The sequence below is a fragment of the Paracoccus sp. (in: a-proteobacteria) genome (assembly GCF_030538495.1).
Taxonomy (GTDB): domain Bacteria; phylum Pseudomonadota; class Alphaproteobacteria; order Rhodobacterales; family Rhodobacteraceae; genus Paracoccus.
This window is the reverse complement of record NZ_JAUNTW010000007.1, coordinates 83,516-97,382: the sequence shown is the minus strand read 5'-3', so window position 1 is coordinate 97,382 and position 13,867 is coordinate 83,516. Positions and strand designations below refer to the sequence as shown.

General features: G+C 62.3%; 15 protein-coding genes. 12 read left to right on the top strand and 3 right to left on the bottom strand.

The window, feature by feature from the left end; translation table 11 throughout:
- The first annotated feature begins 5 nt into the window (after window positions 1-5).
- The 8 genes from rpsH to Q4G20_RS08475 all read left to right on the top strand — a co-directional run bounded on the left by rpsH (window position 6) and on the right by Q4G20_RS08475 (window position 4,044).
- Entirely contained in the window at window positions 6-404 is a 399-nt protein-coding gene (rpsH, locus tag Q4G20_RS08510) for a 30S ribosomal protein S8 (RefSeq protein ID WP_303343005.1), read from the top strand.
- A 10-nt stretch (window positions 405-414) separates the two neighbouring features.
- Window positions 415-948, top strand: coding sequence for a 50S ribosomal protein L6 (rplF, locus tag Q4G20_RS08505; protein ID WP_303343004.1), 534 nt, complete (start codon window positions 415-417; stop codon window positions 946-948).
- Window positions 949-959: 11 nt separating this feature from the next.
- Window positions 960-1,319: a 50S ribosomal protein L18 gene (rplR, locus tag Q4G20_RS08500; protein ID WP_303343003.1), complete on the top strand. Its 360-nt coding sequence runs from the start codon at window positions 960-962 to the stop codon at window positions 1,317-1,319.
- 102 nt (window positions 1,320-1,421) lie between these two features.
- Window positions 1,422-1,988 carry a 30S ribosomal protein S5 gene (gene rpsE / locus Q4G20_RS08495; RefSeq protein WP_303343002.1) on the top strand — a complete coding sequence of 189 codons (567 nt, stop codon included), beginning with the start codon at window positions 1,422-1,424 and terminating at the stop codon, window positions 1,986-1,988.
- Between the two features lie 12 nt (window positions 1,989-2,000).
- Window positions 2,001-2,189, top strand: a complete 189-nt coding sequence (rpmD, locus tag Q4G20_RS08490; RefSeq protein ID WP_303343000.1) for a 50S ribosomal protein L30 — start codon at window positions 2,001-2,003, stop codon at window positions 2,187-2,189.
- A 210-nt stretch (window positions 2,190-2,399) separates the two neighbouring features.
- Complete coding sequence (locus tag Q4G20_RS08485) at window positions 2,400-2,711, top strand: hypothetical protein (RefSeq protein ID WP_303342999.1); 312 nt, start codon at window positions 2,400-2,402, stop codon at window positions 2,709-2,711.
- Entirely contained in the window at window positions 2,611-3,480 is an 870-nt protein-coding gene (locus tag Q4G20_RS08480; protein ID WP_303342998.1) for a hypothetical protein, read from the top strand. The genes Q4G20_RS08485 and Q4G20_RS08480 overlap by 101 nt, the downstream gene beginning before the upstream one ends.
- A gap of 96 nt (window positions 3,481-3,576) precedes the next feature.
- Window positions 3,577-4,044 (top strand): pyridoxamine 5'-phosphate oxidase family protein, encoded by a 468-nt coding sequence (locus tag Q4G20_RS08475; RefSeq protein WP_303342997.1) that lies wholly within the window; start codon window positions 3,577-3,579, stop codon window positions 4,042-4,044.
- Window positions 4,045-4,081: 37 nt separating this feature from the next.
- On the opposite strand, the gene Q4G20_RS08470 is transcribed toward Q4G20_RS08475, so the two are convergent.
- Entirely contained in the window at window positions 4,082-4,261 is a 180-nt protein-coding gene (locus Q4G20_RS08470) for a DUF3008 family protein (RefSeq protein WP_303342996.1), read from the bottom strand.
- A gap of 42 nt (window positions 4,262-4,303) precedes the next feature.
- Window positions 4,304-4,765, bottom strand: a complete 462-nt coding sequence (locus tag Q4G20_RS08465) for a GatB/YqeY domain-containing protein (protein WP_303342995.1) — start codon at window positions 4,763-4,765, stop codon at window positions 4,304-4,306.
- Between the two features lie 123 nt (window positions 4,766-4,888).
- Here Q4G20_RS08465 and carA point away from each other — a divergent pair, with 123 nt between their 5' ends.
- Together carA and Q4G20_RS08455 are read left to right on the top strand one after the other, a co-directional pair.
- Window positions 4,889-6,034 carry a glutamine-hydrolyzing carbamoyl-phosphate synthase small subunit gene (gene carA / locus Q4G20_RS08460; RefSeq protein ID WP_303342994.1) on the top strand — a complete coding sequence of 382 codons (1,146 nt, stop codon included), beginning with the start codon at window positions 4,889-4,891 and terminating at the stop codon, window positions 6,032-6,034.
- Between the two features lie 95 nt (window positions 6,035-6,129).
- Window positions 6,130-8,205 carry a glycosyltransferase gene (locus tag Q4G20_RS08455; protein WP_303342993.1) on the top strand — a complete coding sequence of 692 codons (2,076 nt, stop codon included), beginning with the start codon at window positions 6,130-6,132 and terminating at the stop codon, window positions 8,203-8,205.
- On the opposite strand, the gene Q4G20_RS08450 is transcribed toward Q4G20_RS08455, so the two are convergent.
- On the bottom strand, window positions 8,202-10,979 hold the full coding sequence (locus tag Q4G20_RS08450) for a glutamine-synthetase adenylyltransferase (protein ID WP_303342992.1): 2,778 nt from the start codon (window positions 10,977-10,979) through the stop codon (window positions 8,202-8,204). The genes Q4G20_RS08455 and Q4G20_RS08450 overlap by 4 nt on opposite strands.
- A 171-nt stretch (window positions 10,980-11,150) precedes the next feature.
- On the opposite strand from Q4G20_RS08450, the gene Q4G20_RS08445 reads away from it, so the two are divergent.
- Together Q4G20_RS08445 and Q4G20_RS08440 are read left to right on the top strand one after the other, a co-directional pair.
- The gene (locus Q4G20_RS08445) at window positions 11,151-11,969 is read left to right on the top strand and encodes an arginyltransferase (RefSeq protein ID WP_303342991.1); all 819 of its coding nucleotides are present in this window, start codon (window positions 11,151-11,153) and stop codon (window positions 11,967-11,969) included.
- 134 nt (window positions 11,970-12,103) lie between these two features.
- Window positions 12,104-13,858, top strand: coding sequence for an acetolactate synthase 3 large subunit (locus tag Q4G20_RS08440; RefSeq protein WP_303342990.1), 1,755 nt, complete (start codon window positions 12,104-12,106; stop codon window positions 13,856-13,858).
- The last annotated feature ends 9 nt before the right edge of the window (window positions 13,859-13,867 follow it).

Genomic DNA, 13,867 nt, shown 5'->3' with positions numbered 1-13,867 from the left:
CAAACATGTCGATGAACGATCCTCTCGGCGATATGCTGACCCGCATCCGCAACGCACAGATGCGCGGCAAATCGACCGTTCGCACCCCCGCTTCCAAGCTGCGCGCCTGGGTGCTGGATGTGCTGAAAGCCGAAGGTTACATCCGCGGCTATGAAGAAGTGACTGTGGCCACCGGCCATAAGGAACTGGAAATCAGCCTGAAATACTTCGAAGGCCAGCCGGTCATCCGCGAATTGTCGCGCGTGTCCAAGCCGGGCCGTCGTGTGTATGCCGGCGCCAAGGAAATTCCGCAGGTCCGCCAGGGTCTGGGTGTCTCGATCGTGTCCACGCCGAAAGGCGTCATGTCGGATGCAGCGGCTCGCAACGCCAATGTTGGCGGCGAAGTCCTCTGCACCGTATTCTAAGGGGGCCGCAATGTCTCGTATTGGTAAACGGCCTGTCGAACTGCCGAAAGGCGTGACGGCCGAGATCAAGGGCCAGACCATTGAGGTCAAAGGCCCTAAAGGCTCGCGCAGCTTTACCGCGACCGATGACGTGGATCTGGTGCTGGAAGAAGGCGCTGTCAGCGTCAAGCCGCGCGGCCAGTCCAAGCGCGCGCGCCAGCAGTGGGGGATGACCCGCTCGATGATTGAAAACCTGACCGTCGGTGTGTCGGAAGGCTTCAAAAAAGAGCTGGAAATCCAGGGTGTTGGTTACCGTGCCACCATGCAGGGCAAAACCCTGAAACTGGCACTGGGCTACAGCCACGACGTGAACTTCGAAGCGCCCGAAGGCGTGACGATCACGGCACCCAAGCAGACCGAAATCGTCGTCGAAGGCATCGACCAGCAGCTGGTCGGCCAAGTGGCAGCAAACATCCGCGAATGGCGCCGCCCCGAGCCGTATAAAGGCAAGGGCATCCGCTATAAAGGTGAGTTTGTCTTCCGCAAAGAAGGCAAGAAGAAGTAAGGGGCGCAGAAATGGCACTGAAAAAGCAAGAGCTGTTCCAAAAGCGCCGCCTGCGCGTGCGGAACAAATTGCGGGCTATGTCGAATGGCCGCCCGCGGATGTCGGTTCACCGTTCGTCCAAAAACATCTCGGTTCAGATCATCGACGATCTGAACGGCGTCACGCTGGCCGCGGCCAGCACGCTGGAGAAAGATTTTGGTCTGGTCGGGAAAAACAACGTCGAAGCCGCTGCCAAAATCGGCACGGCGATTGCCGAGCGTGCAAAGCAAGCGGGCGTTGAAGAAGTCGTGTTTGACCGTGGTGGTTTCATCTTCCACGGCAAAATCAAGGCTTTGGCCGATGCAGCCCGCGAAGGCGGTCTGAAATTCTAATCTTGCGGGGGGCGGCAACGCCCCCCCGATGATCCGGGGGTCATTGACCCACCAGGATTGGACAAAACGGCGCCGATGCGCGCCACCATGAAAGGATGCCTTATGGCAGAACGTGAAAACCGTCGGGGTCGCCGCGAAGAGCGCGAAGAAACCCCGGAATTCGCCGATCGTCTGGTCGCGATTAACCGTGTGTCGAAAACCGTTAAGGGTGGTAAGCGTTTCGGCTTTGCTGCTCTGGTGGTTGTTGGCGATCAGCGCGGCCGTGTCGGCTTTGGCAAAGGCAAAGCGAAGGAAGTCCCCGAGGCGATTCGCAAAGCCACCGAACAGGCAAAACGCAACATGGTTCGCGTGCCGCTGCGTGATGGCCGCACCCTGCACCACGACATCGAAGGTCGCCACGGCGCCGGTCGCGTTGTGATGCGCACCGCGGTTCCGGGGACCGGGATCATCGCTGGTGGTCCGATGCGTGCCGTGTTCGAAATGCTGGGCGTTCAGGATGTTGTGTCGAAATCGCTGGGTTCGCAGAACCCGTATAACATGATTCGCGCCACGCTGGACGGCCTGAAAAAAGGCGCCAGCCCGCGTTCGGTCGCGCAGCGCCGCGGCAAGAAAGTGGCCGACATCCTGCCGTCGAACGACAAGCCGGCTGACGCCGCCGTCGAAGCGTAAGGAGACAGGATTATGGCGAAAACCATCGTTGTGAAGCAGATCGGTTCTCCGATCCGCCGCCCCGCCATTCAGCGCGAAACGCTGAAAGGTCTGGGCCTGAACAAGATGCACCGCACGCGCGAACTGGAAGACACGCCCGCCGTGCGCGGTATGGTCAACAAGATCCCGCATCTGGTGACCATCATCGAAGAAAAGAACTAAGATCATGGCCGGGGCGACCCGGCCTTTTCTTTTGCGGGTATTTGTGCGACATCGCCGTCAGCTGGTCTTTGGTTGAGTCTCATTATGGTAAATGTTTCAAATTTCCGCCGCGTTGATCGTGATGGGCGTGTCGCCATCTGGGCCGATATTGCCGAATCGGCCTTGCCCGAACAGCTGTAGTTTTCAGTCCCGCAGGATCAGGCGGATGCCGTGATCGAGGCGAACCGCGACTGGGTCTTGCTGGCGCTGATCTATCCCGCAATGATGCTGGCCGAGCCGCTGCATATCGACGGCGCGATTTCCGCCGAATTGTTGCATTATGCGAATAACGACCTGCAATTCCTGCTGACATCGCACGATCCCCGGCTGTCGCGGATCACGGTGACGGCCTCGGGTTTCGCGCCCCGACCGGCCGCGTCGTGTGGCGACCGGGTTTTCCGCCGGGATCGACAGCCTCGCCACCGTGGCCGAATTCACCGCGCCCGATTGCCCGTTGCAGCTGACGGATTTGACCGTTTTTGACGTGGGCGCGCTGAATCTGGCGGGTGGCGACATGTCGCTGCGCACGGCGTTCGAAGACCGCGCGGATCGTTTTGCCGCCGTGACCGGGTTGAATACGCTGTTCGTTCACAGCAATCTGGATGCGTTTTTCGACGTGGCGTCGCGCGTCCATAATATCACGTTTATTCAAAGCTATGCGGTCCGCAACGGTGCGGCGGCGCATTTTCTGTCAGGCCGGCTGACGGATTATCTGTATTCCTCCAGCGAACCTTACTCCAGCACGCGTCTGCTGAATGGCGCGGGCGGCAAAATTGATGATCTGGGCATTATGGACCCAATTCTGTTGCCGCTGATCAGCACCCCCGGCCTGCGGATCCACAGCACCAGCGCGACGCTCACGCGCCCGGAAAAAACCCGCCTCGTTGCCAATTACGCCAAAGCCCCCGAGTTTCTGAATGTCTGCGTCGGTGATATAGACCTCAGCGGCAGTGACTTGCGCAATTGCGGCACCTGTTTCAAATGCGCGCGCACCCTGCTGACACTTGAAGGATTGGGGATGGCCGATCGCTTTGAAACCACCTTTGACATGGAGGTGTGGCGTCAGAACCGTGATCGCATGATTATGACGATGTATGCCGCCGCCGGGTCGGGCAGCGTGTTGTCCGCCGGGGCCATCGACGCCGCCGAGGCGGCGGGCATCCCCATGCCCAAGCTCAAAGGTCGATTGCGGTGGTGGCGGTCGCGTCTGAAACCCGGCCGCCGCCTGCGTAAATTGGTGAGGCGCGGCTGACTGGTCCGGTAAAATGGCCGTGTAAACCGGAACCACACGGTGGCCCGTCTGTTAATCCCCTGAACGTCGCGTCACGCGACATAGGGGGAATTAACCATGACCGATAACAACACACTGTTCTGGGACCGTCTGGACGGGATCAATTCCGGGATGCTGGGCATTATCGACGGCGCGCGTTTGGTGCCGATGTCGCATTATGCCGATCCTGACGAAAACGCCCTGTGGTTTATCACCGCCACCGGCACCGATCTGGCCAATCAGGCGAATGGGGACGAGGCAATCCACGTCGTCAGCGACGGCGGCAAGGGGCTGTTTGCCCGCATCCACGGCACCCTGTCGCGGTCCGATGATCAGGAAAAGCTGGACGAATTGTGGAACGCCATTGCATCCAGCTGGTTCGAAGATGGCCGTCAGGACGACGATGTGCAACTGCTGAAACTGTCCCTGACCGAGGCCGAAGTTTGGGCGACGAACGGCAGCCTGTCGTTCCTCTATCAGATCGCCAAATCGAAAATCACCGGCAGCAAACCGGATATGGGCGACCATTTCGACCTGACATTCTGATGACGAAGGGCGCCTGAACCGGCGCCCTTATTCCCAATTACGACCGTTCGGGCAAATCGTCATGGCTGGTCGATGCCAGCTTTTCCAATTCCGATTCGGTCATGCTGTCATACATCTCGCGGGATGCGCCTTGCAGATCGCTAACCTTTGTGTCGCCGCGCTTGGCCGACAGGGCGGCTCCGGCGGCGCGTTGTTGGGCTTTGGATGATGCGGACATGGGTTACCTCCTGCCCGCTAACGCATCAGACCGGCGCGGGGTTCACCCCATCAGCCGCGTTTTCAGCGCCGCGCCTGCTGCGCCAAAATCCATCTGCCCGGCAAAGCGTTCCTTCAGCGCGCCCATCACACGGCCCATATCGCGCACGCTGGTTGCGCCCAGTTCCGCGATGACCGCATCAATCGCGGCGTCGGTTTCCGCGCTATCCATCTGACGCGGCAGGAATTCCTGAATGACGCCGATTTCGGCCTGTTCTTTTTCGGCCAGCTCTAACCGCCCGCCTTCTTCATAGGCGCGGGCCGATTCCTGGCGTTGCTTAACCATTTTCGACAGAATCGCGATGACATCGGCATCGGTCAGCGCGCCGTCGCCATCCCCGCCCCGAGCGGCGATTTCGCGGTCCTTGATCGCGGCCCCGATCAGGCGCAGCGTGGACAGGCGGGCGCTGTCTTTGGCCTTCATCGCGTCTTTGGTGGCGGCTTGCAGAGTGCTGCGCAGGTCCATGATCTTTCCTTTCGCTGACAAGCGCCCGAGATAAGTCCCGCCCGCCCCTTTTTCAAGGCGCGGCTTGACCTTGGGGCGTAGGCCCCCTATTCACCCTCTGATCTTCAGACCAGAGGTGCCGACATGGCCAGTAAACCGACCGCCTGCCTTGTGCTTGCCGACGGAACCGTATTTTACGGCACGGGCTTTGGGGCCACGGGTCAGGTGGTGGCGGAATTGGTGTTTAACACCGCAATGACCGGTTATCAGGAAATCATGACCGATCCGTCCTATGCCAGCCAGATCGTCACCTTTACCTTTCCCCATATCGGCAATACCGGCGTGACGCCCGAAGACGATGAGGCGCGCGAACCCGTCGCCTCCGGCATCGTCACCCGCTGGACGCCGACCGATCCGTCGAACTGGCGCGCCACGGCGGACCTGTCCGATTGGATGACCCGCACCGGACGCATCGGCATTGGCGGCGTGGACACCCGCCGCCTGACCCGCGCGATTCGCCAACAGGGCGCGCCGCATGTCGTGCTGGCCCATGATCCTGACGGCAATTTCGACACCGACGCCCTGCGCGCCAAGGCCGCCGAATGGCCGGGGCTGGTCGGACTGGATCTGGCGCGTCAGGTGACCTGCGCGCAAAGCTATCCCTGGACCGAAGGCGCGTGGGAATGGGGTCAGGGTTTCGGCACGACACCCGAATCGAAACCGTTTAAGGTTGTGGCTCTGGATTACGGCGCGAAACGCAATATCTTGCGTTCGCTGGTGTCCGCAGGGGCCGATGTGATGGTCCTGCCCGCAACCGCAACCGCGGCCGAGGTGCTGGCCCATTCCCCCGAAGGCGTGTTCCTGTCCAACGGCCCCGGCGATCCGGCGGCAACCGGCGACTATGCCGTGCCGATGATTCGCGAATTGCTGGACCACGATCTGCCGATTTTCGGCATCTGTCTGGGGCATCAGATGCTGGCACTGGCTCTGGGCGCGCAGACGGTGAAAATGGGCCACGGCCATCACGGCGCCAACCATCCCGTGCGCGATGTGGAAACCGGCAAGGTCGAAATTACGTCGATGAATCATGGCTTTGCCGTGGACAGTCAGAGCCTGCCGGACGGCGTGATTGAAACCCATGTCAGCCTGTTTGACGGCACGAATTGCGGCATCCGCATGGCCGATCGCCCCGTCTTTTCGGTCCAGCACCACCCCGAAGCCGCGCCCGGTCCCCAAGACAGCCTGTATCTGTTCCAGCGGTTCACCGACGCCATGCGCGCGCGGCGCTGATTGTTTCGGTGCTTTTTTCGGCTGATTTTCAGGCGGCGTTAACCGCCTGTTAAACCTCTCTGTGCCATGAAGACGCGTTCCTGAAGGATACGCCGATGGCCCAGATTAAGACACTTCGCCCACATATGCCCCCCGCCCCGCCCGCCGCGCGGGTCGATCTGGGGCAACGACGCCAGCAGCCCTTGGGGCAAATCCTGCTGGACGACGGCGCGATTTCCGAAGCCAACTTGCTTAAGGCTTTGGTCATGCGCCGGCGCGAAAATGTGCGTCTGGGCGAAATTCTGCTGGCGCATAAATGGGTTACGCCGCAGGCTCTGCTGCACGCGCTGTCGCGGCAATGGCGCACCACGGCGATTGATCCCTGCGACACGCCCCCCGATCCGCGCCTGATTGATGCCGTGGGGGCCGAATACTGCCTGTCGAACGGCTTGCTGCCATGGCGGCGAATCGGGGATGTGACGTGGATTGCGACCGCCCGCCCCGATGAATACGCCCGCCACGCCGACCATCTGGAACAGGTTTACGGCCAAACCCGGATGCTGCTGTGCAACGAAGTTCCGCTGCAAGAGGCCGTTCTGAACACCCGCCGCATCCGCCTGATTCGTAACGCCGAATCGCGCGTGCCAGACGCCGAAAGCTGCCGCACCGTGAATCAGGCGCGGCTCAGCCAGATTGCCGTGATCGCGCTGATTCTGGTGGCTGTGGGGGCAGTCTTTGCCCCGGCCTTGATGCTGGGCGGGCTGGCGCTGTGGGCGGCGTTAACCCTGATAACGCAAAGCGCGCTGAAGCTGGCGGCGTTTCTGACCACGCGGCGGATGCGGCGCGAACAGGCCAATCAGGACGCGCGACTGGCCGATGGCCGCACAACCGCGCCGGAACTGGACGGGATGCTGCCGATGATTTCGGTCATGGTGCCGCTGTTTAAGGAAAGCGACGTGGCCGGGAAACTGGTCGCGCGTCTGGCTCGGCTGGATTATCCGCGCGAATTAACCGACATCCTGCTGGTGATCGAGGCCAGCGACGACATCACCCGCACCGCATTGGACGGGGCCACCCTGCCCCATTGGATTCGCGTCGTGCAGGTGCCGGATGGGCCGATCAAGACGAAACCGCGCGCGTTGAACTATGCCCTCAATTTTTGCCGCGGGCAGATCGTTGGCATTTGGGACGCCGAGGATCGCCCCGATCCCGACCAGCTGCACCGCGTCGCGCGCGGGTTCCACCACGCCGCCGATGACGTGGCCTGTCTGCAAGGCGCGCTTGATTATTACAACCCGCGCACGAACTGGCTCGCGCGCTGCTTTACCGTGGAATACGCGACGTGGTTTCGGGTGCTGCTGCCGGGCGTCGCGCGCATGGGGCTGATCGTGCCGCTGGGCGGAACGACGCTGTTTTTCCGGCGCGACATTCTGGAACAGATCGGCGCATGGGACGCCCATAACGTGACCGAAGACGCCGATCTGGGCGTGCGTCTGGCCCGTCGCGGCTGGCGAACGGAACTCTTGGACACGACCACCGACGAAGAGGCGAATTGCCGCGCTCTGCCTTGGGTCAAGCAACGGTCACGCTGGCTGAAAGGTTACGCGATGACCTGGGGCGTGCATATGCGCGACCCGGTGGCGCTGTGGCGCGATCTGGGCGCGTGGCGGTTTTGGGGCTTTCAGGTGCAATTCTTTGGCGCGCTGTCGCAATATCTGCTGGCCCCGGTGTTGTGGAGCTTTTGGCTGCTGGCCGCCGGTCTGCCGCATCCGCTGCGCGCGCCACTGGAAACGGCTTTGGGTGGAACGGCGGTGACGGCGCTGTTCCTGCTGTTCGTTGCGACCGAAGTTTTGTCCATCATTGTCGGGCTTTATGCCGTGCGGGGGGCGAAACATCGCCATCTGATGCCATGGGTGCCGACGCTGCATCTGTATTTCCCGCTGGGCTGTCTGGCCGGGTGGAAGGCGATTTACGAAGTCGTCACCAAGCCGTTCTACTGGGACAAAACCACGCATGGTATCTTTAACGAAGCCGCCGAGCCTGCGCCGGAAACGCCCACCCTGCCCGGCACGGTTCGGGTGCCGCTGATGGGGCAGATTGGCGGCGACCGGCCCCATCTGACGCCGGATCACAGCGCGCGCCCGGTGGCCGCACCCGCCGCCGCGAACGAACCCGTCCGCATCGCGGGTTAGTCGGGCAGATGCTGTGCGATGATCTGACTGGCCGATGCCACGTCATCGGCCAGCCGTGCGGCCAGCGTCTCGGCGTCACTGACCCCGGTTTCGCGCCACAGCATGTCTTGGCCGCCGCGCCCGATCACATCCATATCCAGCACGCGATCCGTCAACAGCCGCCCCGTCATATGCAGCCGCCACTGACGCCGCCAGATGGATGCCAGCTCATCCGCCTGCTGCGCGCCAAGCAGCCCCGCGCGACGGCCCGCCCGCAACTGCGCCAGCGTCCCCCGCGCCGGATCGCCCGCACGCAGCGCACAGGATTGCGCCAACAAATCAATATCCTGCAACCGACCCGGCCCGGATTTGGCGTCAAACGCCCCGCCCGCCGATTTCGCTGCAAACAGCCGCGCGCGCATATCCGCCAGATCGGGCATCACCCGATCCAGACCGCCGCGTTCCTGCAACACGCGCAGGCGCAGCGATTCGACCTGATGCGGCAGCGCGTCATCGCCCGTCTGCGCCACAACCCGCGCGCGGGTCAGGGCCAGATGTTCCCATGTCCACGCCTCGGACAGTTGGTAATCGGTGAAACTTTGCACGGATGTGGCGACCGGCCCCTGACGACCCGAGGGGCGCAGGCGCATGTCCACTTCGTACAGGCGGCCTTCGGCCGTGGGGGCCGACAGCGCGGTGATCATCGCCTGCGTCAGACGCGCGTAATACGGCCGCGTGGCCAGCGGGCGCGGTCCGTCGGACGATTCCGCGCCGTCTGCGTCGTAAATCACGATCAGGTCCAGATCCGACCCGGCATTCAGGTTGCGCGCGCCCAAACTGCCCATGCCCAGCACAACCGCGCCGCGCCCGGGCGGCGGGCCATGGCGGCGGCTGAAATCATCGACCGTTACCGGGAACAGCGCCGCAACGCAGGCATCGGCCAGATCAGCATATTGGCCCGCGGCCTCGTCCGCGTCGGTCAGGCCGCGCAGGTGATGCACGCCGATGCGGAAATGCCATTCATGCGCCCAACGTCGCGCCGCGTCCAAGGCGCGTTCATAGCCCCCACCCGGCGCGGTCAGCGCCGATTGCGCGATGCGGGTCAGTTCGTCCCGCAACCCCGCCGCACCGGGCCAAGGGGAAAAGAAACTGCCCCCCAGAACCGCGTCCAACACCGCCGGATGCCGCGCCAGATAGCCCGCAAGCGCGGGCGCGGTTCCGCAAATATCCACAATCAGATCAATCAGTTGCGGATTAGAATCAAACAGCGAAAAAATCTGCACCCCGGCGGGCAGGCGCGACAGAAAGCTGTCAAAACGGGCCAGAGCCTCGGCCGGGTGGCCCGCGCGCGCCATACGGGTCAGCAATTCGGGTTCCACGCGGCGGAAAATCTGGCGCGCGCGTTCGGACCGCAGCGCCGGATACTGCTGCCAGCCGTCAATGATCGCCTGCGATTCGTCCGAAAGGTCGGGGCGTTCGGCGACCTCTCCGGGCGCGAAAAAGTTTTCGGTCAGGTCGTGAATCCGCGCCAGCCGCGACTTCAGCCGGTCAGCCCATGCGTCGGGGTCAGCCTCGCCCATCAGCGCGGCGATGACGCGCAGGCCGTCGGCGTCTTTGGGCAGGCTGTGGGTTTGCGCGTCATGCACCATCTGAATCCGGTGTTCTATATCGCGATGTTCGCGGTAATGATCGGTCAGTTCCTGCGCCACCTCTGGCGGCACCCAGCCCGTCGCGGCCAAAGCGGCCAGCCCCCCGACCGTATCACGACAGCGCAGCGCGGGTTCGCGCCCGCCCGCGATCAACTGCCGGGTCTGGGTAAAAAATTCGATTTCCCGGATCCCGCCCCGGCCCAGTTTCATATTATGGCCCGGAATCTCGATCCGGCCACCCAGACCTTTGTGATCACGGATGCGCAGGCGCATGTCGTGGGCGTCCTGAATGGCGGCAAAATCCAGATGCTTGCGCCAGACAAAGGGCCGCAATTCGCGCAAAAACCGTTCGCCCGCCGCGATATTGCCCGCCGCCGACCGCGCCTTGATAAAGGCGGCGCGTTCCCAGGTGCGGCCCTCGGCCTCGTAATAGGTCAGGGCGGCGGCGGCGGAAATGCACACCGGCGTCACCGAGGCATCGGGGCGCAGCCGCAGATCGGTGCGAAAGACATAGCCGTGTTCGGTCACATCCGACAGCGTCGCGGCCATTTTGCGCGTCGCCCGGATCAGCGCCGCGCGCGCGTCATGCAGGTCTTCATCGGCATAAGCGGTTTCGTCAAACAGCACGATCAGGTCAATATCGCTGCTGTAATTCAGCTCACCCGCGCCGCCTTTGCCCATGGCAATGGCGAAAATCCCGCCCGCATCGGCATCGGTGGCGGGCAGTTTGCCGCGCCGCTGTTCCGCCGCGATATGGGCGCGCAGCGCCAGATCAACCGCGCGATCGGCCAGATCGGACAGCGCGCCGGTCACCTGTTCCAACGTCCAGACCCCGCCCAGATCGGCAAGCGCCGCCAGCAACGCCACCCGGCGTTTGGCACGGCGCAGCGCGACCGCCAGATCATCGGCGCCCAGCCCGTCAAAACCATCGGTTTCGCGCGCCACCAGCCCGGCATCATCGGGCCAGTCGCGCAGCCAGTCGGATTCCTTGCGGGTCAGCTCCGCCAAATACGGACTGCTGCCTGCCGCGCCCGCGATCAAATCCACGATCCGCCCCGGCAGATTTGGGAACAATGCGGCGGTGTCGGCGGCGCGTTCGGCGTCCACGGCAATGGGCAGGCGGGTGATGCGGTCGGCAAAGGTCATGCCTCACCTTATCCAACCCGCCGCGACGGTCAACGCGCGACGTTAACCCGAATTGCGGCAACGTCTTGGCGCGATGCAAAATTATTGCTAGGGTCATTCTATTATCGCCCAAAGATGTCTTGCGCTCAGACCCATTACCGCTTGCACCGTGACGAACAGGACCACCGGCTGATGCGCCACACCCTGACCCATGCGCCGCAGTTTTATGTAACTGCCCCCCAGCCCTGCCCGTATCTGCATGGGCGGGCCGAACGCAAATTATTCACCGCGTTGCAGGGGGATAACGCGGTTTCCCTGAACAACACCCTGTCGCGGCAGGGGTTTCGGCGGTCACAGAATGTCCTGTATCGGCCCAGTTGCGAAAGCTGCGTGGCCTGCATGTCGGCGCGCATCCGGGTGGCGGATTTCACGCCGTCGCGCACGCAGGCGAAACTGATGCGCCGCAATGCGGGCGTGCAGCGGCTGGTCACAACCGCCTGGGCGACCGAGGAACAGTTTGCCCTGTTCCGCCGCTATCTGGATCATCGCCACGCCGATGGCGGCATGGCGGATATGGATATTTTCGAATTCGCCGCGATGATCGAAGAAAGCCCGATCAAAACCCGCGTCATCGAATATCGCGACGCGCAGGATCAGCTGATCGGCGTCTGCCTGACCGATGTTCTGGATGACGGGCTAAGTCTGGTTTACAGCTTCTATGACCCCGATTTGCGCGGGGCCAGCATGGGAACCTTTGTCATTCTGGACCATCTGGACATGGCGCGCCATTCGGGATTGCCCTTTGTGTATCTGGGCTATTGGGTGCCGGGCAGCCGCAAGATGGACTATAAAGCGCGTTTTTCCGCGCTTGAGGTTTATAAAGGCGGCGTGTGGCAGAATATCGGCGACCCCGCCACCCACAGCGGCGAAGCGCATCCGCTGTCGGTCGATCCGATTGTGGAACAGGTGGCGCGGATTGCGCTGCCTCGGGGGGATTTTGACGAAATATAATTACAATTTTTGACCAATTTTTATCATTTTATCCAGATTTCTGCATTGACCCGACTACGCCCACACCCTAGTTTGCGGCGATGCTGCGGCTGCATTATGCGCCGCAGGGGGATTCTGTTTGATGGAGTAACGCGATGTCCCGAACAATGACGGGTGCAAGAATGGTGGTCGAAGCCTTGCGGGATCAGGGCGTTGACACGGTATTCGGCTATCCGGGCGGGGCGGTGCTACCCATTTACGACGAAATTTTCCAGCAAAACGACATTACGCATGTGCTGGTGCGCCATGAACAGGGCGCGGTTCACATGGCCGAAGGCTATGCGCGCGCCACCGGCAAGCCGGGGGTTGTGCTGGTCACATCCGGCCCAGGTGCGACGAATGCGGTCACCGGCCTGACCGACGCGCTGCTGGATTCGATCCCGCTGGTGGTGCTGTCGGGGCAGGTTCCCACATTCATGATCGGCACCGATGGCTTCCAAGAGGCGGACACCGTCGGCATCACCCGCCCCTGCACGAAACATAACTGGCTGGTCAAGGATCCGGGCAAGCTGGCCGAAACCATTCACAAGGCGTTCTATGTCGCGACTACCGGCCGTCCCGGCCCGGTTCTGATCGACATCCCCAAGGATGTGCAATTCGCCGAAGACACCTATGTCGGCCCGCGCCAGATCGAAACGCCGAAATATCAGCCCACGAAAAAGGGCGATCTGGCCGCGATCACCCGGTTGGTGGAACTGATGGAGCGCGCCGAACGGCCCGTATTCTATACCGGCGGCGGCGTGATCAATTCCGGCCCCGGCGCCAGCCAGTTGCTGCGCGAATTGGCGGATGCGACGGGCTTTCCGGTCACATCTACGCTGATGGGGCTGGGGGCCTATCCGGCTTCGGGCAAAAACTGGCTGGGGATGCTGGGGATGCACGGGCTGTATGAAGCCAATCTGGCCATGCATGGCTGCGACCTGCTGATCAATATCGGCGCGCGCTTTGACGACCGCATCACCGGGCGCGTGGCCGATTTCAGCCCTAACTCGGTCAAGGCGCATATCGACATCGACCCGTCCAGCCTGAACAAAGTCATCCGCGTTGACCTGCCGATTATCGGCGATGTCGGCCATGTGCTGGAGGATCTGTTAAAGGTCTGGAAGGCCCGCGGTCGCAAGGTGAACAGCCCCGCTCTGACGCAATGGTGGGCGCAGATCGACGAATGGAAGGGCAAAAACTGCCTGTTCTATCGCAACAGCGACACGGTGATTAAGCCGCAATTCGCACTGGAACGGTTGCAGGCGCTGACCGCCAATCACGACCGCTATATCACGACCGAGGTCGGCCAGCATCAGATGTGGGCCGCGCAATTCCTGCATTTCGATCAGCCGAATCGCTGGATGACCTCGGGGGGGCTGGGGACGATGGGCTATGGCCTGCCCGCCAGCATCGGCGTGCAGATGGCGCATCCCGACGCCTTGGTGATCAACGTGGCGGGCGATGCCAGCTGGTTGATGAATATGCAGGAAATGGGAACCGCGGTGCAGTTCCGCGCGCCGGTGAAGCAGTTCATCCTGAACAACGAACGGCTGGGCATGGTGCGCCAATGGCAGCAATTACTGCATGGCGAACGCTATAGCCAGTCCTGGTCCGAAAGCCTGCCCGACTTCGTCAAGCTGGCCGAGGCGTTTGGTTGCGCGGGCGCGCAGGTGCGTGACCCCGCCGATCTGGATGCCGCGATCCAGCAGATGATCGACTATGACGGGCCGTTCATTTTGGATGTGCTGGTGGAAAAGCACGAAAACTGTTTCCCCATGATCCCGTCGGGCAAGCCGCATAACGAAATGCTGCTGGGCGAGGCCGAAACTCAAGGCGTCATCCAATCCGACGGCGCGGTTCTGGTTTGATATGCGGCG

Coding starts and splice junctions, on each gene's coding strand:
- rpsH (WP_303343005.1), top strand. CDS start 6: ATGTCGATGAACGATCCTCTCGGCGATATGCTGACCCGCATCCGCAAC.
- rplF (WP_303343004.1), top strand. CDS start 415: ATGTCTCGTATTGGTAAACGGCCTGTCGAACTGCCGAAAGGCGTGACG.
- rplR (WP_303343003.1), top strand. CDS start 960: ATGGCACTGAAAAAGCAAGAGCTGTTCCAAAAGCGCCGCCTGCGCGTG.
- rpsE (WP_303343002.1), top strand. CDS start 1,422: ATGGCAGAACGTGAAAACCGTCGGGGTCGCCGCGAAGAGCGCGAAGAA.
- rpmD (WP_303343000.1), top strand. CDS start 2,001: ATGGCGAAAACCATCGTTGTGAAGCAGATCGGTTCTCCGATCCGCCGC.
- Q4G20_RS08475 (WP_303342997.1), top strand. CDS start 3,577: ATGACCGATAACAACACACTGTTCTGGGACCGTCTGGACGGGATCAAT.
- Q4G20_RS08470 (WP_303342996.1), bottom strand. CDS start 4,261: ATGTCCGCATCATCCAAAGCCCAACAACGCGCCGCCGGAGCCGCCCTG.
- Q4G20_RS08465 (WP_303342995.1), bottom strand. CDS start 4,765: ATGGACCTGCGCAGCACTCTGCAAGCCGCCACCAAAGACGCGATGAAG.
- carA (WP_303342994.1), top strand. CDS start 4,889: ATGGCCAGTAAACCGACCGCCTGCCTTGTGCTTGCCGACGGAACCGTA.
- Q4G20_RS08455 (WP_303342993.1), top strand. CDS start 6,130: ATGGCCCAGATTAAGACACTTCGCCCACATATGCCCCCCGCCCCGCCC.
- Q4G20_RS08450 (WP_303342992.1), bottom strand. CDS start 10,979: ATGACCTTTGCCGACCGCATCACCCGCCTGCCCATTGCCGTGGACGCC.
- Q4G20_RS08445 (WP_303342991.1), top strand. CDS start 11,151: ATGCGCCACACCCTGACCCATGCGCCGCAGTTTTATGTAACTGCCCCC.
- Q4G20_RS08440 (WP_303342990.1), top strand. CDS start 12,104: ATGTCCCGAACAATGACGGGTGCAAGAATGGTGGTCGAAGCCTTGCGG.